Source organism: Bordetella genomosp. 8 (assembly GCF_002119685.1).
Taxonomy (GTDB): Bacteria; Pseudomonadota; Gammaproteobacteria; order Burkholderiales; family Burkholderiaceae_B; genus Bordetella_C.
Map to the genome: position 1 here is coordinate 3,065,416 of NZ_CP021108.1, position 25,753 is coordinate 3,091,168.

Consider the following 25,753-nt stretch of genomic DNA (forward strand, 5'->3'; position numbering starts at 1 on the left):
AAAGATCGTTTGTCCAAATAATGAACAAGATATCCACTGAGGGAACGCCGCCGCGGGGCCGCCGCAAGCACGAGACAGCCGCCGTCCCTGACCGCGACGGCGGGCCGCGCACCTTGCGACGTGGCCTGCATATCCTGGGCGCCTTGCGGCGCGCGGGCAACGCCGGCCTGCACGTGACCGAGATCGCCGCTCAGACCGGCATGCAACGCTCGACCGTGTATCGCTTCCTCGACGTCCTGGTGGACGAAGGCTATGCGCTGCGCGATGGCGACAAACCGCGTTATCGCGTGCTGCAAACCGACGCCGACAGTGGCGATCCGCATGAACAGGCGATACGGCGCTGGCGCCCCGCGATGCGCCGCATCAGCGACACCATCGGCGACTCGGCCTTCCTGATCTGCCGCGCGGGCGACGACTCACTGTGCCTGCATCGTGAACTGGGCAATTACCCGGTGCAGGTGCTGACCGTCACCGTGGGGCACCGCCAGCCTTTGGGCGTGGGCGCCGCGGGCCTGGCGCTGCTGGCCGCGCTGCCTCCTGCCGAAGCCGCCGCCGTGATCGCTCGCAACGAAACCGCCCTGCGCGGCTACGGCGGCCTGACGGCCGCGCATATCCGTCGCCTGGTGGAGAGCACCCGCGACCGTGGCTGGTCGGTCATCGGCAATACCGCGGTGCCAGGCGCGCTCGGCGTAGGAATGGCCTGGTGCGATGCGGAAGGCTATCCCCGGCTGGCGATCAGCGTATCCACCTTGATCGATCGCATGCCCGCCGCGCGCCAGCGCACGATCGCCGAAGTCCTGCGCGCCGAACTGGCGCAGCGTTAGCGCTGGAAGAATCCTTACTGGATGTGGATATCGCCTTCGCTGATCACCTTGGCCCATTTGCTGTTTTCGTTGGCGATGAAGGCCGCGGTATCGGATTGCGACATGTAGGTGGGATTTTCGCCGGCCTGCTCCAGCCCGTTCAGCATCGCGGGACTTTGCAGGGCCGTCTTCACGGCCGCGTTGAGTTTGTCCAGGACGTCGGCCGGCGTGCCGCGCGGCGCGACCAGCGCGGTCCAGAAATTCACCCGGAAGCCGGGGATGCTTTCCGAAACGGTGGGCAGGTCCGGCAAAAGCTTGCTGCGCGCGTCGCCTGTGGTCGCCAGTCCGCGCAACTGGCCTTTCAGGATGTACTGCGACGCCGCCGGCAAGGTGGCGAAGGCGAAGTCGATGCGGCCGCCGATCAGGTCTGTCATCGCCGGGCCGCTGCCCTTGTACGGCACGTGCACGAAGTTCGCCTGCGTGCGTAGTTTCAGCAATTCGCCCGCGAGATGCGGGCTGGACCCCAGGCCCGCCGACGCGAAAGTCACCCCGTCGCGGCTCTGCCTGCCCGTGGCGACCAGTTCGTCCAGGCGCTTGATCGCGGAGGACGCCGGTACCGAGAGCACCAGCGGCGATACCGTCACCGTGGCGATGGGTGTCAGGCTGCGCGGGTCGTACGGCAGCTGTCGCATCAGGCTGGGATTGGTGGCAAAGGCGGGATCCGCGAGCAACAGCGTATAGCCATCCGCCGGCGCGCGGGCGACCACACTCGTCCCGATGACGCTCGCGCCGCCCGGGCGATTTTCGACCACGACATTCACGCCCAGGGTCTTGTCCAGCTCCCGTGCCAGCAGCCGCGCCACGAAGTCCGTGCCGCCGCCGGGCGGATAGGCCAGCACCAGGGTGATGGGATGGTTGGGATAGTCGTTCGCGGCATGCGCGGCCGGCATGGAGGCGAACAAGGCGAGGAACGGGGCGACGAACGGGGCGAAGAACAGCGCAACAAATCGCGCCACGGATCGCGCCACGAACGGCGGCATGAACGGCGGCATGAACGACGACACACAGGCAAGCACGCGGCGTGGCGGCACTGGTTTCCCCTGATTCGTTATTTGTTCCAAATTGAGAACATATACCGAAAATAGATCAATAGCCAGGGCCTGCGGTCGGCCTCGGCGTCGCAACAAAAGCTTGCCCCTCCCGCAAGAAAAAAGCGTTCGACGCCGCGCCCGGCCGCGCCAGATACTGTCCGCACCTTGACAGCGGCGTGAACGGATTCCAGTCCAGCGATCCGGCGCCCGCAAGGCCTCGACAACTCTGGGAGCAGGCAGCCATGGCCATCGTCGTCCAACCTTTCGAGCGGAATTTCGGCGCCGACATCGTCGGCGTACCGCCGGACCTTCAAGTATCGGACGACGATTTCCGGCGTATCGAGGCAGCCTGGGCGGCCCACGGCATCCTGCGGTTCCGCGGCCTGGACATGAGCCCGGAACAGCACGTCGCATTCAGCCGGCGTTTCGGACCGCTGCACATCATGACGCCCCTGAAATTCAACTTGGCGGGCCATCCCGAGATCTTCGTCGTCTCCAATGCCAGCAAGGACGATCCGAGCCGCCCCATCGCGCAGGAACAAGGCGCGGGCGACGCGGGCTTGAAGCGCGCCGGCGAAGGCTTCCATACGGACGGCGAGGACAAGCGCATTCCCAACGCCGGTTCGTTTCTCTACGCCAAAAGCGTTCCGCCCGAGCGCGGCGATACCTTGTTCGCCGACATGTACGCGGCCTACGAAGCCCTGCCGGACAAGATCAAGCAGGCCATGGCCGGACGGCGCGCGCGTTACAGCCGTATCGACCTGCACCACGTCTATTACCCGCTGATGGACCCTCTGACGGAAGAGCAGAAACGCGAGCGTCCCGACGTCTGTCATCCGCTGGCGCGCCGCCATCCGGTCACCGGGCGCACGTCGCTCTATATCGGCCGCTGGGCCTGCGACGTCGAAGGCCTGCCCAAGGACGAGGGACAGGCGCTGGTGCGCTATCTGCAGGAATTCGCCCAGCAGCCGCGCTTTCTGTTTCGCCAGCAGTGGCAGGCCGGCGACGCGATCCTGTGGGACAACCGTTGCACCCAGCATTGCGCCACCGGCTTCGACGACACGCGCTACGTCCGCACCATGCACCGCACGACGCTGGAAGGCGACGAACCGCGCATGGCCGAAACATCCGCGGCGCTGGCGCTGTGAGCCGGGCCCGGCGCGGGGTAGTCACCAATGGCGTCCGTCGCGATCTTCGGCATGATCGGCGTATCCCTGTCGATCGAGAAATGCCATGAACATCCGCTTCCTGGAAACCGTGCTCTGGCTGGCCCGCCTGCGCAGCATCAAGGCCACCGCGGAGAAGCTGTGCATCACGCATACCGCGATATCCAACCGGATCGCTTCCATCGAATCGGACCTGGGCGTGCGGCTCTTCGTGCGTTCGGAACTGGGCTTCGAGCCGACCGCCGAGGGACGCCGCTTCATCGACCAGGCGCAGATCATTATCGACGACTACCAGAAGCTGCGGCGCATGATGCTGGATCCGGCCGAAATGCGCGGCCAGGTCCGCGTGGGCGCGGTGAGCACCTTGATCCCTACCCTGTTCCCGCCACTGGTCAAGACCATACGCGAGGAGTACCCGCATATCTCGCTGAGCGTGACGACGCAGCTTTCCGAGCTGCTGCTGGTGGAGCTGGATGCCGGGCGGCGCGACATCGTGCTGGTGTCTATCACGCCGCCGGCCGATGCCGGCGTGGTCGTGGTGCCGCTGTTCAGTTTTTCGATGTGCTTCGTGGCGAGCCCGTCGCTGGGCGTCCCGCTCGATCGTCCGCTGTCGCCGCAGGACCTGGCGAGATTTCCGGTGATCGGCTATCCCCACGGCACGCCATCGCAGGCCCGGCTGGATAGCTATTTCGCCGACGAGGCGCAGCAGACGGTGGTGATACACGCATCCGCCGCGGTCCCCACCAATGTGCAGATGGCCAGCTCCGGCATCGGCATATGCGCGGTGCCGCGCGTCGTGGTGCAGCAGGAAATCGACCGGGGAGCACTGGTGGAACTGCCGGTCGCCAAGCCCTTCGTGGCGGTCAATTACGTGGCGGTGTTCGCCGACCGCGAACATTCCGACCTGCCGCGCGGGGTGGCCGCCCTGGCACGCCAGGCCGCCAAGCTGTATTGCCAGGCCGCCAATCCCGCCTGGGCATGGGAAGACGAATCCACAGACGCAGTCCAGGAGGACATGTGAAAGCCAGCATCATCCAGATGAATTCCGTGGCCGACAAGCAGCGGAACATCGATACCGCGCGCAGGCTCGCGCGCCAGGCCATCGAAGAGGACGGCGCCCGCCTGGTGTCGTTTCCCGAGCATTTCGACTGGGCCGGCGGCAGCGTGGCCGACAAGGTCGCCGCGGGCGAAGCCGAACGCGACGGCCCGGCCTATGACATGTGCCGGCGGCTCGCGATCGACCACGGCATCCATGTGCATACGGGCAGCTTCTACGAGCGCTCGCCCGATCCGGCCAAGGTCTACAACACGTCGGTCGTGTTCGATCCGCAAGGCCGCGAGATCGCCCGCTACCGCAAGATCCACCTGTTCGACATCGTCGCGCCGGACGGCTTGCGCTACGGCGAATCCGACGCGGTGATGGCAGGCCGCGAGCCCGTCGTCGCGGAAATCGACGGCGTGGTCTTCGGCCTGGCGATCTGCTACGACCTGCGCTTTCCGGAGCTTTTCCAGATGCTGGTCAAGCGCGGCGCCCAGGTCATCCTGCTGCCGGCATCGTTCACGCTGCAGACCGGCAAGGATCACTGGGAAGTGCTGTGCCGCGCCCGCGCCATCGAAACGCAGTGCTACTTCCTCGCGCCCGCGCAGGTCGGCCCCTTCATGCAGGACGGCGAGCGTCGGCATACCTATGGCCACACGCTGGTGTGCGACCCGTGGGGCCACGTCGTGGCCAAGGCGTCCGATGAGGAAGGCTTCGTTACCGCGCGGATAGAACCGGCGCTCGTGCGCCGCGTACGCGAGCAGATTCCATTGGCCAGCCACAAGGTGCTCTGAAATGAAGAAATACGTCATCGGCGCCACGCCGGCCGCCCTGGACCCATCGGTGTTCGAACTGCTCGACGATGTCGAGACCGCTACTGTCGGGCACTTCCGGCATTGGGGCTTCATGGACCCCGCCATCCAGGCGCTGGGCACGCCCACCCGCGTCATCGGGCGGGCCATCACCCTGGCGCTGCCGGCGCAGGATTCCACCCTGCTCCACCACGCGCTGAGCCAGTTGCGGCCTGGCGACGTGGTCGTCATCGACCGCCTGGGCGATCGCAAGCACGCCTGCTGGGGCGGCGGCGTGACGCAGCAGGCCAGCAAGGCCGGCGCGGCGGGCGCGGTGGTGGATGGCGTCTGCACCGATCCGTCGGAGATCGCCGCCTTCGGCATGCCGGTCTGGTGCCGCGGCATCTCGCCGATCACCACGCGCATCTACGACCTGGCGGGCATGCTCAATATGCCGGTGTCCTGCGGCGGCGTGGTGGTGAATCCAGGCGACGTCATCCTGGCCGACGAGAACGGCGTGCTGGTGCTGCCCCCTGGCGATGTCGCCGAAGTCGCGGAAATGGCGAAGGCCAAGCAGGCGCGCCAACGCGCCAACGCGGAAAAGATCGCCGCCGGCTCGGCCATGCTGGGCCAGTTGTCAGGGGCCAGCGGCCACGTCGCGCGGGACGGTTGACCGGCGGGGGCGGGCCGGGGGGACCAGCACGGCGGCGCCGTACCGCCGTCTTCAAAACTCATCAAGGGGAGTCTCATGCAGACTACACGCACGTCATACATCAGGCGCTTGGGGATACTGGCGCTGAGCGCGGCTGCCGCCGCCGCTCCGTTGGCCGCCACCGCCCAGCAGGGATGGCCCGACCATCCCATCCGCATCATCGTGCCCTTCCCGCCGGGCAATTCGTCGGATGTCTCCATGCGCCTGGTCGCCGAGCAGCTCGGCGGCAGCCTGCACCAGAGCGTCGTGGTGGAAAACCGCACCGGCGCGGGCGGCGCCATCGGCACGGCCTATGCCGCCAAGGCGCCGGCCGACGGCTACACGCTGGCCATGGGATCGACCGGCCCGATGTCCATCGGCCAGTGGCTGCATCCCGGCACGCTGGGTTACGAACCGGCCAAGGACTTCGTGCCGGTCGGCGCGGTGGCGTGGGCGCCGCAGGTGCTGGTGGTGCGCAAAGCCTTCCCTGCATCGACGTTCCAGGAGATGCTGGCCTACGCCAGGCAGCCCGGCGTGCATCTGAAGTACGGCTCCCCCGGCATGGGCACCACGCCGCACCTGGTCATTTCCGCGATGCTGAAGCAGGCGGGCATCGAGGCCGCGCACATTCCCTACCGCGGCGGCGTGCAGACCGCCACGGATCTCGTCGGGGGGCAGATCGACTTCATCTCGGACAACGTGCCCGTGGTGGCGGGACTGCTGGCCAAGGACGTGGTCAAGCCGCTGGGCGTGAGTTCGAGCACGCGCATCCCGTCCCTGCCCGACGTTCCCACCTTGCAGGAACAGGGACTCAAGGACTTCAACCTGCAGGGATGGATCATCCTGATGGCACCGACGGGGACGCCGCAGCCCATCATCGACCGGCTGCGTGCGGAAATGCAGAAGATCGTCGCCAAGCCTGATGTGCGGGCCAGGTTGAACGGCCTGGGCCTGCTGCCCATGGACATGAGCAGCGAGCAGCTGGGCGGCTTCCTGGCCAGCGAGTCCACGAAGTGGAAGCAGCTCGTGAAGCAGTCCGGTGCGGCGGAAAACTGACGCCGACTCATGCTGGCCGCTAATCGACCTTGATGTTCGCAGCCCGTATGACCTGACGCCACTTGCTGTCTTCGTCCGCGACGTATCTGGCGAAGTCGGCCGGGTCGCTGGTGACGATCCGGAAGCCTGACTGCGTCAGCATGGCGCTGCGCTGCGGGTCGTTCATCACCTTGCGGCTGTCGTCGGCGATCTTCCTGACCACTTCCGGCGGCGTTCCGGCGACGGCGAACAGGCCGAACCATACGTCGGTGACGAAATCCGGGTATCCGGATTCCGCCACGGTGGGGATCTCCGGGGCCAATGGGTGGCGGTTCGCGCTCGTCACCGCAAGCGCCCGCAGTTTTCCGGCGCGCAGATGCGGCAGCGTCGTCATGATGACGTCGAACATCGCGTCCAGGCGCCCGGCGAGCAGGTCGTTCATGGACAGCGCCGAACCTTTATATGGGACGCCGAGGAGCTTGATGTCCGCCCTTGCCATCAGCAGCTCCATCGTCATGTGGGGCGTCGCGCCGACCCCGCCGCCGAAGGTCAACGCGCCGGGGTGCGCTTTCGCATAGGCGACGAAGTCCTGCAGGGAATGGAAAGGCGATGAGGCCGGAACGGAAAGCAGCTGTGCGATGGAAACCAGTTCCGTAACGGGGATGAAGTCGCGCTGCGCATCATACGGAATCCTGGGAAACAGGCTGGGCACGACCGACTGTGTGGTCTGGGTGCCGAACAGCAGCGTATAGCCGTCCGGCTTCGACTCCGCGACCACCCGCGACCCTATCATGCCGCTCGCGCCGTCGCGATTCTCGATGATGACCGGCTGCTTCCATAGCCGGCCCAGGCCTTCCGCCAGGGTTCTCGCCACCTGATCCGTCGATCCTCCCGCGGAGAACGGCACGATGATGCGCACGGGCCGGCTGGGATACGTGTCCTGGGCTGATGCGGGGCTACGGTAGAGGATTGCCGTTGCCAGCATCAGCAAGGTGCAGGCAAGGCGGCGCGAACTTGCGAGCCGGCGTCGCGTGAAGCTGGGCGTCATGGCGTATCCCTTGCGATGTGTCGTTGGGCCAGGTCGGCCAGGGCGTCGCCGTACAGGCGGCGGGCGGTGGCTTCCGTGATGATTCCATCGCGCAGGTCGTCGGCCAATGCAGCGTATGGCCGCGCCGCCGGATCGCCGAACCCCGCGCCGCCCGGCGTTTCAATCCGGATGGTCTCGCCCTTGGCCAGGATGAGATGCCTGACTTTGGAAGCCAGGATCTGCTCGTCGTCCCGGCCGGCGTTGCGCACGAGCCTGCCGCGGCCGCCTTCTCCGCCGCCCTCGGCGCCCGCCGCGCCCTGCAGGTGGCTATCCGATCGCGCGGAGAAGATGGTCTCGTCCCGCAGCGCCCTGACCTGCCGGACAATACCCAGGCCGCCGCGATGGCGCCCGGCGCCCGCGGAATCCACGGCGTAGCCATAGTGTTCGACGAACAGCGGAAATTCATGCTCCAGGACTTCCGTCGGCAGGTTGCGCGAATTCGTGATGTGGACATGGACCGCGTCCATTCCGTCGCCGGCGTCGCGGCCGCCGCCGCCACCGCCCAGGGTCTCGCCGCTCAGGTAGATCCTTCCCGTTTCGGGATGGATCCCCGAAAAGGAAATCGTCGGCATGGTATCGAAGCTGGACGCGATGGCGCGGTCCCGGGGCACCAGGCTGACAAGCGCGCCGATGATCGCGCCGGCCAGCCGCTGGCACGTGATCGTGCGCGCGCCGCATGCGGCGGGCGGCCGGGGATTCACGATCGAACCTTCCGGCGCCATGATGACGATGGCGTCGGCCATGCCGCGGTTTGCCATCAGTTCCGGATCCAGCATGGCCTTCACGCAGTAGTACACGGTCGCGCGCAGCGCGCTCTCGGAAACATTGAGGCCGCCTCGGGATTGCGGGCCGGAGCCATCCAGGTCCACCACCAGCGAGCCGTCCTGCCTGTAGACCGTCGCGGTGAGCGGGACACGGCCGCCTTCGCCGGTGCCATCGTCATCCAGCCACGCCGTGAACGTGGCGCGCTCGGCCGGCAGCGCGGCTATCCGATGCCGGAGCCGCTGCGACGTATAGGAGAGCACGCCGTCGACGGCGTCCCGGAAGAACGCCACGCCGCCCATCCGGTCGATCAAGGCGCGGATGGCGGCCGCGCCTTTGGCGTTCGTGGCGATCTGGACCCGCAGGTCCAGGGACCGCTCCTGCGGCAACCGGGAATTCAGCGCGATGAGGCCAATCAGGTCGTCGTCGATCCGGTGCGACCGAGCGACGCGCATCACCGGAATGCGCAGCCCCTCTTCGTACATGGTGCGCGCCGACGCCGACGTCGATCCCGGCACCGCGCCGCCCACGTCGGAGTGATGGCCGATATTGGCGGCGAACGCCACCAGGCGCCCAGCGACGAACACCGGCGTAATGATCGAAATGTCGGGCAGGTGCGTACCGCCCGCGGCGTATGGGTCGTTGCAGATATAGACATCGCCGTCCGCGATGTCTTCGGCGCGCCATCGTGCCAGGACGGCCTCGACCGAACCCATGAGCGAGCCCAGGTGCACCGGGATATGCGTGCCCTGCGCGATCAGGCGGCCCAGATGGTCGAACATGCCTACGGAAAAATCCCGGCGTTCCTTGATCTGCGGTGAAAAGGACGCGCGCATGATGTTGCTTGCCATCGATTCCGTGATGGCAAGCAGGCGGTTGGTGAAAACCTCGACGGCGATCGGGTCGAAGTGCCGTTGCGGCGATGTGCCGGCTGATCCGTTCATAGCGATGCCCATGGTGTGAGTGTTCAGGCCTGGATGCGGATGTTGCCCGCCGTGTCGATGGATGCCTGCTGCCCGGGCAGGACCACGGTGGTCGAACTCATTTCTTCGATGATCGCGGGCCCCTGCAAGGCCATGCCGGGGAGCAGCCGTTCGCGGCGATGGACCGGCGTGCCGAGCCATCCCTCTTCCGGCCCGAAGTACACGCGCCGTTCATCGGTCGCCGGCAAATCGGCCTCGGCAGGCGCGGGCGACGCTGGCACGGCCGCGACGGTCTGCTTGGGGACCAGGCCCACCGCCTGCACGCGGCAGTTGACGATCTCGATGGGATGCGCCTGGTTGTCGTGCCCATGCTGGGCGCGATGCGCGGCGTGAAACGCCAGCTCGAAGCGCGCACTGCCTTCATCCAGCGCCTGTTCCAGCTCCACGCGTATATCGTGGGTCTGCCCCCGGTAGCGTCCGTCGATGTGGAAATGGAAACGGCGGCGCGCCTGGGGCACGCGCTCGTCGGCCAGCCACTCGTCACCCTGCCGCGCCAGCTCGCGCAGCACGTCCACGACCGTATGCCATGTTTCGTCCGTCAGCGGACATAGCTGGGTCCGGACGAAGTCACGGTTCACGTCCGCCAGGAGGATGCCGCGCGCGCACATGGTGCCGGGTTCGTGCGGCACCAGGACATGGCCGATGCCGCATTCGCGCGCCACTTCGGCGGCATGCAGCGGCCCGGCGCCGCCGAAGGCGAACAACGTGAAATCGGCGGGATCATGCCCGTGTTCCGTCGACACGGCCCGGATCGCGCGGCTCATGTTCGCCGTGGCGATCCGCAGGATGCCGTGGGCGGCTTCTTCCACGGAAATACCGATACGGCGCGCGATGCCCGTTTCGATGGCGGCGGCTGCCCGCTGGCGGTCGACCTTCATGCGGCCATCCAGCAAGGCGCGGGGATTCAATCGACCCAGGACGATATTCGCGTCCGTCAGGGTGACTTCAGTGCCGCCCTTGGCGAACGCGACCGGACCGGGAACGGCGCCCGCGCTTTCCGGGCCCACCTTCAGCGCGCCGACTTCATCCAGGCGCGCGATGCTGCCACCGCCCGCGCCGACCACGTGTATGTCCACCATGGGCATTTTCACGGGATATCCCGCCACCAGGCGGTCGGAGGTGAAACCGGGCCTACCTCCCGTGATCAGGGATACGTCGGTGCTCGTGCCTCCAACATCGAAGGTGATGATCTCGGAGATCCCGGCGGCTTCACCTATGACCGTCGAGCCCACCACGCCGGCGGCGGGACCGGACAGGCAGGTAAGCACCGGCAGGCGCTCCACCGTGGCCAGGGGCATCAGCCCGCCATTCGAGTGGAACGTGAGTGGCCGCGCACGGACACCGGCCTCCTCCAGCCGGGTGCACAGCCGTTCCATGTAGGCCTGCATGCGCGGCGCGACATAGGCATTCAGGACCGTCGTCGAGGTCCGTTCGAATTCGCGGAACTCCGGCAATACTTCATGCGAAATGCTGACATGCAGTCCGGGCGCGACGCGCTCGACGATACGACGTGCCCGCGCTTCGTGTTCGGGGTTCCTGTAGGCGTGCAGGAAGGCGATGGCCAGCGACTCGATCCCTTCGGCCACCAGCTCACGCACGCGGCGCGCCAGCTCGTCGTCGTCCAGATCCCTGAGCGGCCTGCCTTGGGCGTCCATGCGTTCATCCACTTCGACACGGTACTGGCGCCGCACCAAGGGCTCCGGCTTGCCGACGCCGTGGTCATACAGCGCGGGCCGGGTCTGCCTGCCGATGGCGAGCACGTCGCGCAAACCCTTGGTCGTTATCAACCCGGTCTTGACGCCCCGCCGCTCGATCACCATGTTGGTCGCGACCGTGGTGCCGTGGCCGAAATAGTCCACCTGGGATGCCTGCACGGAAAAATGCCGCAGCATTTCCTGCGTGCCCTGCGCGATCGCGATGGACGGGTCCGCCGGCGACGACGGCACCTTGAAGTACGAAAGCGCCCCGCTCTCAACATCGGCCATCACGAAATCCGTGAAGGTGCCGCCGACGTCTATACCTACCCGGACCATACTGTTTCCCGGCTCCATGATTCGCTGTTTCCTCGCATGTCGTTCAGATGGCATGACACGCATCATGGAAGGCCCGGCCTCCACATACAACCACATGGCATGTTGGACGCGGATAACTGAATGTTATGCTTTCGGGCAACCTGGACCCTATGCGCCATGCAATTGAATCCGCGCCAGCTCGAAGCCTTCCGCAAGGTCATGCTCACCGGCAGCATGACGCTCGCGGCGGAGCTGCTGAAGATCAGCCAGCCCGCCGTCAGCCGCCTGATCCGGGACCTGGAAGCCACCGTTTCCATGCGGCTGTTCCGGCGCGAAGGCAACCGCCTGATACCCGGCGCCGAGGCGCGGCGGCTCTTCCAGGAAGTCGAGCGCTTTTACCGCGGCATGGAATCGGTGGAACGGGTGGCGCAGGACCTGAAGACCGCGCGCATCGGCACGCTCAGGATCGCCTCCATCAGCGCGCTAGGCCTGGGTTTCATCAGCGAGGGAATCCGGCGCTTCTCGGACGCGCATCCGGACGTCATGGTGTCGCTGGACGTATGCCCGTCTCGGGGCGTGCTCGAACTGATCGGCGCGGGCCAGGTCGACATCGGCTATATCGGATTCCTGGGTATCGAGTATCCCGGCGTGGATCTGTATCCCCATCCCAACGTCGAGGCGGTCTGCGTACTGCCGCGCAATCATCCGCTCGCCCGCAAGAAAGCAGTGCGCATCCAGGATTTCCAGGGGCAGTCCGTCATCATGCTGCGGCCCGACAGCCCCTTGAGGATGCGCGTGGAGCTGGCCTTGAGCGCGGCCGGCGTCTCGTTCGACCGCTCCGTCGAAACGACCTTCGCCCATTCGGCTTGCAGCATGGTGGCGGCCGGCTTGGGCATTACCATCGCCGATCCGTTTACCGCCGGGCAATTGCGCGACAGGCGGGTCGTGTGCCGGCCCATCGTGCCGGCCATCGAGTACACCTTTTCCATGGTGTTGCCGGCACACCAACCGCGGTCCACGGTGGTGAACGATTTCCGGCGGGCGATGGACGCGCTGTTCAGTTCGCCGTAACGATGCCGCGCAGGTTCACGCGCCGGGCGGCCGCCTGGATGCGGCCCTGCTGCAGCTCTTTCTGCAGGAAATCCGAGATCCAGTCCTGCCCCGCGCCGCGGCCGAAGGGGATGGCGGCCGCATAGCGTTCCGTGCCCCAATGGCCGGGCAACAGGCGCGAGGCCGGCAGCTTGTCGTTCATCTCGAACAGGATGGCCTTGCTGGCCGCATAGCCGTCTATCTTGTTGGCGCGCAGCATTTCAAGCGCATCGGCGACCGTATTCACCGGGACCAACCTGGCCTTGGGATAGAGCGAGCGCAACTCGGCGGTGCCGGAACCGCCGGCGCTCACGCCCAGCCTGACGGGTTTCTTCAGGTCATCCAGCACGCGCAGCCGCGAATTGGCGAGCACCAGCACACCCTGCTCGATTTCCAGGAAGGGAGGCGAGAAATTCATGCGCTGCGCCCATTCGGGCGTGGCGGTGCTCAATGCGAAGTCGGCCTGGTTGCTGGCGACGGCCTGCAGGGCCTCGGCATCGTTGGCGTAGACCTTGGGCGTGAACGGCACGCCCAGCTCCTTGGCGAAATCCTGGCCGAGCTGATAGGCAACGCCAAGCGGCGGATCCTTGGGGCCGGGCTGCACCAGCGACGTGGGACTGCCCCGATACACCGCCACCCGCAGGGTTCCCGTCGGCGCGAGCACCTGCTTGATCAGGATCGCTTTCTGTTCCTTCCACGACGCGTTGTACGCCTCCTGCGTGGAATCGAAAGACGAACAGCCCTGGAGCGCGGCCGACAACACGACAACCGTCACGGCCGCAGTACGCCTGGTAAACACGCAATCTCCTTTTCCATGCCTGGCCCGGGCAAGGAATTTAGCATTACCGGGCGCCCGTCCGGGCCTCCGTCGGCGTAATCAGAACCGCCAGGCGACGTTCAGGCTGCCCGCGTTCTGCCGATTGCCCCCGCCGAACTGTCCGTTGTAGGCGACGCCTACGGTGGTCGACCGGGTCACCCGCATATCGATCCCCAGTGCCACGACCGCCGCGTCCTGCGCGATGGGCGTGCCCGCCACGGTGAACGGCACGCTGTCGCCGAACGCCATGGTGGTGCTTGGGTCCAGGTCACCGAAGGCATGGCGCCAGCCCGCCATGGCGTGCACGCGGCCCGGCATGCCGGCGGACTCGAAGCGGGCCTCGCCGCGCAGGCCGAGCGTGGTCGTGGTGACGGCATTGCGCTCGCTTTCGCCATCCAGCGCGGCCGTGCCGCCGGATTCCGCGAAGCCGCGCGTGCGCAGGTCGCTGTAGTTCACCCCGGCGAACGGCTGCAGCGCGATCGCGTCGGTCATGGCCAGCCTGTAGCCCAGCTCGGTGAAGACCTGGGCGGTGCCAGCGTGATAGCTGGCCTTCAGGTCCTGGTCGAGTCCGGCCGCGGCGGTATTGCGGCGCGTATCGATGTCGTGCCAGGTATAGGCGGCGCCGGCGGTCCATTCGATCTGTCCCGGACCTGCCTGGAAGGCTTTGCCGCCGTAGATCGTGGCGCTGTAGCTGTCGACGTCGGCCGTGGACGAACGATCGTGCACGGATGCGTGGCTGTCGGTGTAGCCGAGCGCGCCGCCCAGGCGCCAGCCGCCACCCACCGCGCGGTCTCCACCCACGAAAAGCCCGCCGTCGGAATCGCGCAGGCGGCCCGCGCCGCCGCCGCCGGCCAGCGTGCGCCAGTTGCCGAATACCTGCGCCCATAGCGGTTGGGCGGCGGAGCGCGGCAAGGCGGCGCCATCGCCCCCCGTGGACGCGCCGGCGTCGCGTTGCGCCGTGGGTGCTCCCGGGACCTGCCCCGCGTAAAGATTGGCGCGCAGGTGATCCACGGGCAGGCTGGCCACCGTATCGGCGATGCCTTGCAGCACCGCGATGGCGCTGGCGTGGACTTCGCCCGACAGGGCATCGAAGGCGGCGGGCGGTGCGCCCACCGGCAGATTGAGGACGCGCGTATAGATCGCGTTGTCCTGCGGCAGTGTCTGCACGGCGTTCGCGACGGCGCGCTGGTTGCCGGTGGCCGCGGCGTCGGCGAAGCGGATCGGCCGGGTTCCGCCGCTGTTGCCTCCGCCGTTGCCTCCGCCGTTGCCGTTGCCGCCATTTCCACTGTTGCCGTTGTCGCCAGGGCTGGTGCCACCGTTGCCGGCATCGCCGCCACCGTCGCCGCCATTGCCGGTGCCGTTCCCACCGGTGCCGCCGGCGCCACCATTCCCCGCGTTGCCGCCGTTGCCGCCGGTACCACCATTGCCGCCATTGCCGCCATTGCCCGGCACCTGCTTCAGCTGCATGCGCAGCGTGACCGCGTTAGCGCCATAGCTCAATTGCGGATCCAGGAAGGCGTAGTTGCTGGCGACATTCTGGAAGCTGCCGGTCAGGCCACCCGCCGCCGTCACGATGACGTAGTCGCGCGCCGTGCTGAAGTTGCCGTCCGGGCCGATATGCACGACCGAGCCGCCCAGGCTTGCCGTCCCGCCCACCGCGATCCGGTCGCTGGCCGAGGAGGCCGAATCGACTTCCACCTGGTACACCGATCCGTTCGCCAGGGTCAGGTTGCCCGTGACGTTCAAGGTGCCGATGGAGTTGCCCGGCGCGATGATGCCGCCCGAAGCGACCGTGACACTGCTTATCGTGCCCTGCCCGCCCAGCCTGGCGCCATTCGCCACGGTAACCGCGGCGGGCAGGACGGCGCCGGCATGCGTCGAATCACCCACCACGAGCCCGCCCGCCTGTACGGCGAACGCGCCGGAATACGTGCTGACGCCGTTCAGGATCAACAAGGCCCCGCCCGTCTTGGTCAACGCGCCGCTGCCCAGGAGCGCCCCGTTCAGCAGCACGGGTTGTTGCGTGTCCAGCGTACCGCCGCCGGACAGCACCACCATGGAGCGCGAAGAGGCCACCGCGCCCGTGTAGCGCAGTGTGCCGCCATCGAACACCACGGAACTGGCCGGGTCCCCCAGCGCGCCGTCAGATGCGACCGACAATGTGCCGCCCTTCAGCGTCCAGGACAGCGCATCGCTGCTGCTGCCAGTCAGGGTCCACAGGCTGGCGCCGGTTTTCTCCAGGCGCTGGAAGCCCTGGTAGGCTGCGCCGCTGCCCACGGATCCGAGCTGACCCATGTCGAAGGTCGTGCTGGCATCGGTTGTGTCGCCGCCCAGCGCCAGCACGTCGGACGACGGCGTCAGGCCACCGCTGCTGGTCACGACATTGCCCACGATGGTGGAACCCGCCGATAAGGTCAGGCGATTGTTCGAGCCGCTGAATTCGATGGCATTGGCACGTTGGCCGAAGCTGTCCAGGCCGCCGACGATGGTGCCGCTGTTGGTGACCGCGACGCCCCCTTGCCCGATGACGCCGGCGCCGCCGCTGGGCGGCGGAAAGTTCGGCGATGATCCGCCGCTGCCGCCGACGATGGTTCCGGCATTCACCAGCGATCCGCCGCTGTTGATGAAGCGCACGCCGGCGCCGCCAGGACCGGCGCTTCCAATGGCACCGGACAAAGATCCTCCCGCGCCTCCGGCGATCTGCGCGCCAGCCTCGTTCGTGATGGCGGTGCCATTGGCGACGATGGCGTCGCCGCCGGTGCCGCCCAGCGCGGCGACGCCGTTCACCGTCGAGCCGCCCGAGCCGCCGGAGATCACGGCACTGTTCGAGATCATTCCGCGGTTGGCGAGTACGCCCGTGCCGCCGTTGCCCCCGGCCGCGGTGAGGGAGTCGCCGCCTTGTCCCCCCTGGATGGCGCCGGTGTTGTTGAACAGGCCGCCGCCGTCGAGCAGAAATACACCCGCGCCCCCGGACCCGCCGCCCCCGCTGATCCCTACGTTGGCGTCGCCGCCCCTGCCGCCCAGGATGAGGGCGCCGGCGTGCTGGATGGTGCCGCCCGATAGCAGGATCAGGGCGGCGCCCCCCCCGCCTCCGCCACCGCCCGTCAGCGTTCCGGCGGCGCCATTGCCACCGATAACCGGATTGCCGGCCGTGTCGAGGACGGCGTTGGGTGCGGTCATGATGAGCCCGCCTTGCCCGCCGCCGCCGCCGCCGCCACCCGCGCTGAAGCCCGGGTCTTGTCCGGCCTGGCCGTCTATGCCGAATATGGCGTTGCCCAGCACCGAACTGGCGTTGCCGTTGAGATTCCCATTGTTGGGGGTCACGCTGTTCCCGCCCGCGCCTCCGGGGCCGCCCAAGGACGCGGCGCCGCCGCCGCCGGCGCCGCCCGAGGTCAGATCGCTACCGAGGACGAGGCCGCGGAAGCCACCCGCCGCAGCCCCGGAGTTACCTCCATTGCTGCCTTCCCCGGCGGGCGTGGTCAGCGTTGCGCCGGCGCCACCGCCGCCGCCATCCACGGTTGGTGCCGGCACGACGCCGCCCTGCCCGCCTCCGCCACCGCCCCCACCCCCGGCCAACCCTCCGGCCCCACCGCCGCCGCCATTGCCGAAAGTGGCGTCGGCGCCATTGCCGCCCTGCCCGCCGCCCGTCGTGATATCGCCGGGTGCGGCATGGACGATCGCGGGTGACGTAGCGGAAAGAATGGCGGCTGCCAGCACCAGACGAAGCATGGTGGCCAAGCGGGTAGAAGCATCAGGATGGCGTCGCCCGGATGCCGTCGACAAGGAAAGACCGTGGGAGAGCGAACGACGGAGAAAGGCTACGGACCGGCTTTTATTTTTCATATCGCACGAGCGTGGCGGGCATCCCGCGGGTCGACCCGCGACTGCCAGGTTGGACGATGCGGCGGTTCCCGTCCCGGGCGCGGGTGCAGCCTGGCGCCGGCGGTCGATCAGCCGGGGGCGATTGTAAAAGCCTGGCGAGAAAAATGGCGAATTGTTTCAAAGTCCTTTAATTGCGGGGCGAGCGCGGCCGGCCCGCCGAGGACCGCGGCGCCATGGCCGTCGCACGAGCGGTGGCATCCGCGTCCAGATGAAACATTGCTGCACGCCGGCACGGCTGTTGCTGAACAGAGGGCCTGCGCCCGTACGCTGGGTCTTCCACGCACGGCGCGGAGTTGTTGCCTGAACCCCTATGTAAGGAGAATCACAATGCTGGAAAAAGCTGAAGGTACCGCGCAAAAATGGGCCGGCAAGGCGCAAGACGCCATCGGCGAGGTCACCGGCGACGCCGGCACCCAGATCAAGGGTAAGGCACGCGAACTGGCCGGACGCACGCAGGAATCCTATGGCGATGCGCTGAACATGGTGCGCGACTGCGCCTCCAGTAATCCCATCGCCACGGTGGCGGTGGCCGTCGGCGCCGGCCTGCTGCTGGGCGCCATGCTGTCGTCGCGGCGCTGATCCCGTACCGAGTCGATAACATCCGCCGGGCCGGACGCGCGCATGAGCAAGCTTTGCCGCGGCCGGCCCGGCTTTTGATTGATCCTGCACACGCAAAGGAGCCTGCATGCCGGATGCCCCTGGCACGATGGCATCTGTTCCGCAGCCCGGCGGATTCGTCGACGTGCGCGGTGCGCGCGAACATAACCTGCGGGACGTCGATGTCGCGATCCCGCGCAATGCCCTGGTGGTATTTTCCGGCGTGTCTGGATCGGGAAAGTCTTCGCTGGCTTTCAGCACCATCTACGCCGAAGCCCAGCGGCGCTACTTCGAATCGGTTGCCCCCTATGCGCGGCGCCTGATCGACCAGGTTGGCGTGCCGGACGTCGATGCCATCGACGGGCTTCCGCCCGCGGTGGCCTTGCAGCAGCAACGCGGCGCCAGCAATGCGCGATCGTCGGTGGGCAGCCTGACCACCTTGTCCAGCCTGGTGCGCATGATGTATTCGCGGGCGGGCGCCTACCCGGCGGACCAGCCCATGCTGTATGCCGAAGACTTCTCGCCGAATACGCCACAGGGCGCCTGCCCGGCCTGCCATGGCCTGGGGTACGTGTACGAGGTGACGGAGGCCAGCATGGTCCCGGACCCGTCCTTGAGCATACGCGAGCGCGCGATCGCCGCATGGCCGCCGGCCTGGCACGGGCAGAATCTGCGGGACATCCTGGTGACCATGGGCTATGACGTGGACCGCCCGTGGAAAGACTTGCCGAAAAAAGATCGCGACTGGATTCTTTACACCGAGGACACGCCAACCGTGCCGGTGTATGCCGGGTTCACGCCAGCGGAAACCCGGGCGGCGCTCAAGCGCAAGCTTGAACCCAGCTACATGGGCACGTTCACCGGCGCGCGCCGCTACGTGCTGCATACCTTCGCCAATACCCAGAGCGCCCTGATGCGCAAGCGCGTGTCGCGCTTCATGGAAGGCCAGCCCTGCCCCGCCTGCCAGGGCAAACGGCTCAAGCCGGAAGCGCTCGCCGTGACCTTCGCCGGCGTGGATATCGGCGAGTTCATGCGGATGCCGCTGGACCAGGCCGCCGCGCTGCTCGAACCTATCGCGCGCGGCGATTTCCAGGCGCATGGCGCCGGCGCCAGCGTCGACAGGGATGCGACGCGCCGCGACCGCGCGCAGCGGGCACGGTCCGGACGCGCCATCCATGCGGCCGCGCCCGACGTCCGGCGCACGTCCGCACTGTCCGAAGAAAAACGCCTGGCGGCGCAGCGGATCGCCGAAAGCGTCGTAGCGCGCCTGGGTTCGCTGCGTCAACTGGGGCTGGGCTATCTGACGCTGGACCGCGCGACGCCGACCTTGTCCAGCGGCGAGCTGCAGCGGCTGCGACTGGCTACGCAGTTGAGTTCCATGCTGTTCGGCGTGGTGTACGTGCTGGACGAGCCATCGGCCGGGTTGCATCCTTCGGACAGCCAATCCCTGTACGACGCGCTGGACCACCTGCGCGACGCCGGCAACTCCGTCTTTGTGGTCGAACATGACCTGGGGTTGATGCGGCGCGCGCAGTGGCTGGTGGACGTCGGTCCGGAAGCCGGCGAGCGCGGCGGCCGCGTGCTCTACAGCGGCGCGCCGGAAGGCCTGCGCGACGTGGCGGAATCCCGCACCGGCCGCTATCTGTTCGACCAGGTGCCGCTTCCGCCCAGCGTCGCGCGGCAGCCGCAAGGCTGGTTGGAGCTCAAGGACATCCATCGCCACAATCTGCATGGCGTCAGCGCCCGGGTGCCGCTGGGCGTGTTGACGGCGGTGACCGGCATTTCCGGATCGGGCAAGTCCAGCCTGATCGCCCAGGCACTGCCGGAATTGGTCGCGCTGCACCTGGGCCACGAACCCGAAGATGACGGCGCGGACGGCGCGCCGGAAGAACCGACGGTGGTCGAAGCCACGCGCGGGCATCTGGCGGGCGACGTGGCCGTCGTCCAGCGGCTGGTGCAGGTCGATCAGAAGCCTATCGGCCGGACGCCGCGCTCCAACCTGGCGACCTACACGGGGCTGTTCGACCATGTGCGCAAGCTGTTCGCGGCCACGCCGGACGCCCGCCGACGCCGCTATGACGCCGGCAGGTTCTCGTTCAACGTCGCCAAGGGCCGCTGCGAAACCTGCGAAGGCGAAGGTTTCGTCAGCGTCGAACTGCTGTTCATGCCCAGCGTCTATGCGCCCTGCCCGGCCTGCCACGGCGCGCGCTATAACGAGGCCACGCTCAAGGTGCGCTGGAACGGGCGCAATATCGCCGAAGTGCTGCGCATGACGGTGGAAGAAGCCTGCGACTTCTTCGCCGGCGAAGAACCGGTGCTGCGCTCGTTGCGGCTGCTGCGCGAGATCGGCCTGGGTTATCTGCGCCTGGGCCAGCCGGCGACCGAGCTGTCCGGCGGCGAGGCCCAGCGCATCAAGCTGGCGACCGAGCTGCAGCGCAGCCAGCGCGGCCACAGCCTGTACGTGCTGGACGAACCGACGACCGGCCTGCATGCCTTCGACGTGGACCTGCTGATGGCCCAGTTGCAGCGCCTGGTGGACCTGGGCAACACGGTGGTAACCGTGGAGCACGACATGCGCGTCGTGGCGCAGGCCGACTGGGTGATCGACGTGGGCCCCGGCGCGGGCGACCAGGGCGGACGCATCGTGGCGGAAGGCCCGCCGGCGTCGGTGGCCAGCAGCCCGGACAGCGCCACGGCGCCGTTCATCGCCGCATGCCTGGCGCCTTCATCCGCGACCGCGCCCCGGCGTCTCGCGTGATTTCGCCAGCGTCTTCTGGGCGTGTTCGGTGAGCACGTCCAGCGCGCGGTCCAGCACGGCGCGCTCTTCCTCGCTCAGGACCGAGAGCAACTCTTCGTTGCGCCTGACGGCGCGTGGAAAGACCTTGCGGTACAGCGCCTTGCCCTGCGGCGTCAGGCTCAGCAGCACGCCGCGGCCGTCGCTTTCGTCCGACTCGCGTTGCAGCAGGCCGCGCTCGATCATGTCCGAGACCGTGCGGCTGGCCTGGCTCTTGTCCAGGTTGATTTCACGCGCCAGGCCTTGCAAGGACATGGGCGCATGAGCGCCCAGCATGCCGACGATGCGCCATTCCCGCGGGTCCAGGCCGAAGTCGCGTTGATTGGACTCGGCGGCAAGCCGGCTCCACGTGCTGGCCAGGATGTTCAGGCGGAAGGAAATCAGCTCCTTGAAATTGCGCGCCGGCACTTTCGCTGGCGGGGACGACGGGGCTTCGAGGGGCATTTTCGTTCGGGTGACGGATGCGGTGCTCATGATGGCGAAGTCTAATGGATGCCCGGCGCGGACGTGGGCGCGGATGCGGATGCGGATGCAGACGTGGCTTGCGCGCCGACGCGCAGCGGATTGAGGCCGCTGCGCGCCACCCTGCCTTGCAGCGGCCGGCCCAGCGCCTGTTCGCAGGCTTCGACCGTGGACAGCAGGCTATCCAGGTCGATGCCGGTCCCGACGCCCATGTTCTCGAAGAGGTCGACCAGGTCTTCCGTGCAGACGTTGCCGGTATGGCCGCCGCCGTAGCGCACCTTGGCCGGGTGGCCGCCGACCCCGCCGAACGCGCAATCGAAATGGCGTACTCCCGCCTCCAGCGCCGCGACGTAATTGGCCAGGCCGGTGCCGCGCGTGTCATGGAAATGGGCGATGGGAACGATGTCCGGAAATTCCGCCATCATGCGGCGGAACAGCGCGCGCGTCGTGACGGGCGTGGCGATGCCCGTGGTGTCGCCCAGCGTCACGTGGCGCACGCCGGCCTCGCGCATGCGGCCGGCGTCCTCGATCACCGTGCCTGGATCGACATGGCCTTCGAACGAGCAGCCGAACGCCATGGAGATCGTGCCGATCAGGCGGAAGCGGCCGCCGGCCGCCTGGGCCATCTGGCGGATATTGGCCCACTGGTCGGCGCGGCTGCGCGCCAGGTTCTTCATGGAGTGCGTTTCCGTGGCCGACACCAGCAGGCTGATCTCGTTGGCGCCGATGCCGGCATCCGCATCGGCGACCGCGCGTTCCACTGCCCGCACATTGGCGCACGTCGCCTTGTAGAAGACGCCAGCCCGGCGCGGCAGCCCGCGCAGCATGTCGGTGGCGTCGGCGAACTGCGGCACCACCTTGGGATTGCTGTAGGACGTCGCTTCCACCCGCGCGAAGCCGATGTCGGCGAAGCGCCGCACCAGGGCGACCTTGGTGGCGGTGGGCAGGAAATCCGGTTCATGCTGCAGTCCGTCGCGGGCGAAGCATTCGCACAGCACCACGTCGCGGCCGTCGTCTTCCAGCGAAGCTTCCGCTTTCTTTCCCTGGTCCAGGTTCATGAGGCCACCGTATCCCGTTCGATTTTCCAGAGCTTGATCGCGTATTCGCGCAGCTTGTTCTTCTGCACCTTGCTGCTGCCCGTCATGCCGATGTGCTCGAAGGTATCCACCAGCGCCATATAGCGCGGGACCTTGAAGTTGGCGCAACGCGTCTTGCACCAGGCCAGCAGTTCTTCGCAACTGCCTTGCTGGCCGGGCTTGAGCAGGACGAAGGCGCCGGCGACTTCGCCCAGGCGGGCGTCGGGCACGCCTATCACCTGCGCCATCTGGACCGCGGGATGGCCATGCAGGATTTCTTCCACTTCCGCCGGGGCGACGTTTTCGCCGCCCACGCGGAACATGTCCTTCAGCCGGCCCACCATGCGCGTGCGGCCGTCGGCGCGCTGCTCGCCCAAATCGCCGGTGCGCAGCCAGCCGTCTTCCGTGAAGGCGCGCGCCGTGGCGTCGGGCAGGTTGTAGTAGCCGCGCATGACGTTCCACCCACGCACCTGGATCTCGCCCCGGGCTGGAGTGCCCCGGGCAGGAGTGCCCCGGGCTGGAGTGCCCTCGTTCGGGGCGCCCGTGATCGCGCCGGGCGGGATCACCACGCCGGTGTCGGGATCCGCCAGCCGCACTTCCACGCCCGGGTGCGGCAGCATATAGCCGTCGCGACGCAGTTCGAACGCATCGTCCCGATCGCTGACCAGCACGTTTGGCGACGCTTCGGATTGCCCGTAGGCGTTGCAGACATAAGGCACCCGCATGACGTCGCGGATCTTCTGCATGACTTCGGGTCCCGCAGCGGCCCAGCCGCCCTTCAGGTGCAGGCGCTCGGGATCGAAATCGGCATGGCCCATCATCATCAGGAAGATGGTGTCGTTGCCCGAGGTCAGGGTGCAGCGCTCGGCTTCCAGCACGTCCAGCGTCTGCTTGACGTCGAACTTGGGCAGGCTCAGCAGGCAACAGCCGGTCACCAGGGTCACCAGCACCGACAAGGTGCTGCCGGCGACATGATAGAAAGGACGGATGCTGAAGTACCGGTCTTCCGCCGTCACGCCCAGCCTGCGCGCCACGGCGGCCGCGTCGCCCAGCATGTTGTGATGGCTCAGCATCACGCCCTTGGGAAAGGACGTGGTGCCCGAGGTGTACTGCATCAGCAGCACGTCATGCGGCGTGACGGCATCGGCCAGGCTATCCAGCCGAGCATCCGGAACGTCCTTCCCGGCGGCCAGGAAGTCCGCCAGTGCCTGCACGCCGGCCGGGCAACGGCTTTCGCCCACCATGACGGCACGGCGCAGCCTGGGCAAGGCATCGCCGGGCAAGGCACGATCGATCGCCGGTTCGACCTGGCGCAACAGATCGGTGAAGTCGATGCCCAGGAACTGGTCGGCATACAGCAGCAACTTGACGTCGGCCTGCTTCAGGCAGAACTGCAGTTCCTCGAACTTGAATCGCGTGTTGACCGGCACGGTAACCGCGCCGATGGACGCGCAGGCGAAGAACGCGGCGATCCACAGGCCTGAGTTGCCCAGCATCAGCCCGACATGGTCGCCCTTGCCGATGCCGGCCGTGTGCAGGGCCGCGGCCAGGCGCCGGCTTTCCTGGCGCAATGCCGTCCAGCTCAAACGTTCGTCCGGGCCGACATAGGCCTCGTGGCGGGACCGTTCCCGTTCGGTCGCGTCCAGCACCTGTGGCAGCGTGACCGGGACCGGCACGCCTTTGTCGTCAAGCAGCCGCATCGCCTTTCTCCTGGACCGCGTCGGGCTTCCTGCCGAAGCCGGAAATTGCCTTCCGCCAGTCGCTGTGCCGCAGGTTCTGTTGGATGGCCACCAGCTCGATCGCCATCGCGCCTTCGCGCGTCGTATCCAGCCCGTCGTCGATGCATTGCTTGGTCAGCTGCACGGTGAGCGGATTGGCGGCGGCGATGCGCTCGGCCATGCCGGCGATGGCGGCGTCGAACGCCTGTGGTTCGTAGACGTGATTGACCAGGCCCAGGCGCAGCGCTTCCTGCGCGTCCACGGTCCTGCCGGTGAACAGCAGTTCCTTGGCCATGCGGCGGCCGACGATGCGCGGCAGGCGCTGGGTGGCGCCCACCGTGCCCCAGCCGACTTCGGGATACTTGAAGGCGGCTTCCGAGGTCGCCAGCACGAAGTCGCAGGCCGCGGCGATCTCGCATCCCGAGCCGAAGGCCGCGCCGTGCACGGCGGCGATCAGGGGCTTGGACATCGCTTCCAGCGCGGCATAGGCGGTGAATCCGTCCACGCGGCGCGCCACCATTTCGGCGGGACTCATGCCTTGCCTCTCCTTCAGGTCGGCGCCGGCGCAGAACGCCACGCCCCGCGCCCGCAGCACGATGACGCGTACGGCCGCGCTGGCCTCCAGCGCCTCGCAGGCCGCCGTCAGCTCATGGCACATGCGCAGGTTCAGCGCGTTGCGGCTATCCGGGCGGTTCAGCCATAGCGTGGCGATCCCGGTGGTCTCCTGCAGGTCCAGCTGCAGGGTGTCGAATGCGGGTAGCGTGCTCATTGCTGTCCTTCAATCCTGTAGTTTCATTCCGGTGGCCTTCACCAGCTCGGCCAGTTGCTTGCCGTCGGCGCGGATGTAATCGGTGGCCTGCTGCTTCTGCTGCGGCATCGGGATCGCGTTCTGCGCGGCGAGGATTTTCCGGAACTCCGGTCGGTCCTGCACCGTCTTCAGCGCGCTCGCCAATTTGTCCACCACGGCAGCCGGCGTGCCGGCCGGTACGGCCAGGCTGTACCAGCTGCCGGATACCATCTCGGGCAGCCCCGCTTCCGCGAAGGTCGGCACGTCCGGCAGGTCGGGCGACCGCTCCTTGTTCGCATAGGCCAGCGCGCGCAGCTTGCCCGACTTGATGAACGGCAGGACCGCGGAGATGTTCAGCAGCCCGACCGGCACCGTGCCGGCCACCATGTCGTTGACGGCCGGCGCGGCGCCCTTGTAGGGCACGTGCACCAGATCCACCTTGGCGTAGTACTTGAACATCTCCGCCGCGATGTGCGGCGAGCTGCCCATGCCGGCGGAGGCATAGTTCAGTTTCCCCGGCTGCGATTTCGCCAGGGCGATGAATGCCTTCAGGTCCCGCGCGGGGACCGACGGGTAGACCGTCAGGATGTTGGGCACATTGGCCACCATGCCGACAAATTCGAAGTCCTCGATGCCTTTGTAGGGCACCTTGGTCGCCGTGGGCGTGACCGTGTGCGCGGCCGCCGTACCGAGCAGCAAGGTATAGCCGTCGGGCGCGGCCTTCGCCACGTAGGCCGCGCCTATGCTGGCGCCGCCGCCCGGCTTGTTTTCGACGATGACCGATTGGCCCAGGGTTTCGCCCAGCTCCTTGGCCAGCGCCCGCCCGAGCAGGTCGGCGGGGCCGCCGACTGCGTAGGGATTGACCAGCACGATGGCATGCGAGGGATAGGCATCGGCCGCGCTCGCGGCAGGCAGCAGCAGGCTGAACGCCGCCGCCGCGAGCGACGCGCGCCAAGCCGCCCGCAGCGCGGTGGGCAGCGGACGCCCCGGCGATGCCGGGAGCGACTTCCGGAGCGGGCCCGGCGCTGCCGGCGGGATAAGGCGGGGCGTGTTCATTTCTGTCTCCTTTGT

General features: G+C 67.6%; 20 protein-coding genes. 9 read left to right on the forward strand and 11 right to left on the reverse strand.

Translation table 11 applies throughout. From position 1 onward, the window contains the following. The first annotated feature begins 20 nt into the window (after nt 1-20). Nucleotides 21-824 (forward strand): IclR family transcriptional regulator, encoded by an 804-nt coding sequence (locus CAL12_RS13955; RefSeq protein WP_086064993.1) that lies wholly within the window; start codon nt 21-23, stop codon nt 822-824. 14 nt (nt 825-838) lie between these two features. Here the strand turns inward: CAL12_RS13955 and CAL12_RS13960 are convergent, their stop codons facing one another. Further along, a complete protein-coding gene (locus CAL12_RS13960) occupies nt 839-1,894 on the reverse strand; it encodes a tripartite tricarboxylate transporter substrate binding protein (RefSeq protein WP_157792986.1) in 1,056 nt (351 codons plus the stop codon). Nucleotides 1,895-2,136: 242 nt separating this feature from the next. Here CAL12_RS13960 and CAL12_RS13965 point away from each other — a divergent pair, with 242 nt between their 5' ends. The 5 genes from CAL12_RS13965 to CAL12_RS13985 all read left to right on the forward strand — a co-directional run bounded on the left by CAL12_RS13965 (nt 2,137) and on the right by CAL12_RS13985 (nt 6,637). Further along, entirely contained in the window at nt 2,137-3,042 is a 906-nt protein-coding gene (locus CAL12_RS13965) for a TauD/TfdA dioxygenase family protein (protein WP_086064995.1), read from the forward strand. 85 nt (nt 3,043-3,127) lie between these two features. Next, on the forward strand, nt 3,128-4,081 hold the full coding sequence (locus CAL12_RS13970; RefSeq protein WP_086064996.1) for a LysR family transcriptional regulator: 954 nt from the start codon (nt 3,128-3,130) through the stop codon (nt 4,079-4,081). Continuing rightward, a complete protein-coding gene (locus CAL12_RS13975; RefSeq protein ID WP_086064997.1) occupies nt 4,078-4,893 on the forward strand; it encodes a carbon-nitrogen hydrolase family protein in 816 nt (271 codons plus the stop codon). Before CAL12_RS13970 ends, CAL12_RS13975 begins: the two co-directional genes overlap by 4 nt. 1 nt (nt 4,894) lies before the next feature. Continuing rightward, nucleotides 4,895-5,563: an RraA family protein gene (locus tag CAL12_RS13980; protein ID WP_086064998.1), complete on the forward strand. Its 669-nt coding sequence runs from the start codon at nt 4,895-4,897 to the stop codon at nt 5,561-5,563. 75 nt (nt 5,564-5,638) lie between these two features. After that, nucleotides 5,639-6,637 (forward strand): Bug family tripartite tricarboxylate transporter substrate binding protein, encoded by a 999-nt coding sequence (locus CAL12_RS13985; protein WP_086064999.1) that lies wholly within the window; start codon nt 5,639-5,641, stop codon nt 6,635-6,637. Nucleotides 6,638-6,656: 19 nt separating this feature from the next. Here the strand turns inward: CAL12_RS13985 and CAL12_RS13990 are convergent, their stop codons facing one another. From CAL12_RS13990 to CAL12_RS14000, 3 genes are read right to left on the reverse strand one after another with little or no spacing between them, the layout of a single operon-like run. Further along, entirely contained in the window at nt 6,657-7,664 is a 1,008-nt protein-coding gene (locus CAL12_RS13990; RefSeq protein ID WP_086065000.1) for a Bug family tripartite tricarboxylate transporter substrate binding protein, read from the reverse strand. Next, the gene (locus tag CAL12_RS13995) at nt 7,661-9,409 is read right to left on the reverse strand and encodes a hydantoinase B/oxoprolinase family protein (RefSeq protein WP_086067875.1); all 1,749 of its coding nucleotides are present in this window, start codon (nt 9,407-9,409) and stop codon (nt 7,661-7,663) included. Before CAL12_RS13995 ends, CAL12_RS13990 begins: the two co-directional genes overlap by 4 nt. A gap of 23 nt (nt 9,410-9,432) precedes the next feature. Further along, the gene (locus CAL12_RS14000; RefSeq protein ID WP_086065001.1) at nt 9,433-11,481 is read right to left on the reverse strand and encodes a hydantoinase/oxoprolinase family protein; all 2,049 of its coding nucleotides are present in this window, start codon (nt 11,479-11,481) and stop codon (nt 9,433-9,435) included. 156 nt (nt 11,482-11,637) lie between these two features. On the opposite strand from CAL12_RS14000, the gene CAL12_RS14005 reads away from it, so the two are divergent. After that, a complete protein-coding gene (locus CAL12_RS14005; protein ID WP_086065002.1) occupies nt 11,638-12,531 on the forward strand; it encodes a LysR substrate-binding domain-containing protein in 894 nt (297 codons plus the stop codon). Here the strand turns inward: CAL12_RS14005 and CAL12_RS14010 are convergent. Then, the gene (locus CAL12_RS14010; protein ID WP_086065003.1) at nt 12,518-13,348 is read right to left on the reverse strand and encodes a transporter substrate-binding domain-containing protein; all 831 of its coding nucleotides are present in this window, start codon (nt 13,346-13,348) and stop codon (nt 12,518-12,520) included. The genes CAL12_RS14005 and CAL12_RS14010 overlap by 14 nt on opposite strands. A 78-nt stretch (nt 13,349-13,426) precedes the next feature. Beyond that, complete coding sequence (locus CAL12_RS14015) at nt 13,427-17,095, reverse strand: autotransporter outer membrane beta-barrel domain-containing protein (RefSeq protein ID WP_157792987.1); 3,669 nt, start codon at nt 17,093-17,095, stop codon at nt 13,427-13,429. Nucleotides 17,096-17,575: 480 nt separating this feature from the next. Here CAL12_RS14015 and CAL12_RS14020 point away from each other — a divergent pair, with 480 nt between their 5' ends. Together CAL12_RS14020 and CAL12_RS14025 are read left to right on the forward strand one after the other, a co-directional pair. Continuing rightward, nucleotides 17,576-17,827, forward strand: a complete 252-nt coding sequence (locus CAL12_RS14020; RefSeq protein ID WP_086065005.1) for a CsbD family protein — start codon at nt 17,576-17,578, stop codon at nt 17,825-17,827. Nucleotides 17,828-17,933: 106 nt separating this feature from the next. Further along, complete coding sequence (locus CAL12_RS14025) at nt 17,934-20,603, forward strand: excinuclease ABC subunit UvrA (protein ID WP_086065006.1); 2,670 nt, start codon at nt 17,934-17,936, stop codon at nt 20,601-20,603. On the opposite strand, the gene CAL12_RS14030 is transcribed toward CAL12_RS14025, so the two are convergent. From CAL12_RS14030 to CAL12_RS14050, 5 genes are read right to left on the reverse strand one after another with little or no spacing between them, the layout of a single operon-like run. Beyond that, the gene (locus tag CAL12_RS14030; RefSeq protein WP_086065007.1) at nt 20,571-21,083 is read right to left on the reverse strand and encodes a MarR family winged helix-turn-helix transcriptional regulator; all 513 of its coding nucleotides are present in this window, start codon (nt 21,081-21,083) and stop codon (nt 20,571-20,573) included. The genes CAL12_RS14025 and CAL12_RS14030 overlap by 33 nt on opposite strands. A gap of 41 nt (nt 21,084-21,124) precedes the next feature. After that, the gene (locus CAL12_RS14035) at nt 21,125-22,159 is read right to left on the reverse strand and encodes a hydroxymethylglutaryl-CoA lyase (protein WP_086065008.1); all 1,035 of its coding nucleotides are present in this window, start codon (nt 22,157-22,159) and stop codon (nt 21,125-21,127) included. Continuing rightward, nucleotides 22,156-23,877, reverse strand: coding sequence for an AMP-binding protein (locus CAL12_RS14040; protein WP_086065009.1), 1,722 nt, complete (start codon nt 23,875-23,877; stop codon nt 22,156-22,158). The genes CAL12_RS14035 and CAL12_RS14040 overlap by 4 nt, the downstream gene beginning before the upstream one ends. Then, nucleotides 23,864-24,664, reverse strand: coding sequence for an enoyl-CoA hydratase/isomerase family protein (locus CAL12_RS14045; RefSeq protein WP_086065010.1), 801 nt, complete (start codon nt 24,662-24,664; stop codon nt 23,864-23,866). Before CAL12_RS14045 ends, CAL12_RS14040 begins: the two co-directional genes overlap by 14 nt. A gap of 9 nt (nt 24,665-24,673) precedes the next feature. Then, on the reverse strand, nt 24,674-25,738 hold the full coding sequence (locus CAL12_RS14050; protein ID WP_232464499.1) for a Bug family tripartite tricarboxylate transporter substrate binding protein: 1,065 nt from the start codon (nt 25,736-25,738) through the stop codon (nt 24,674-24,676). Between the last annotated feature and the right edge of the window lie 15 nt (nt 25,739-25,753).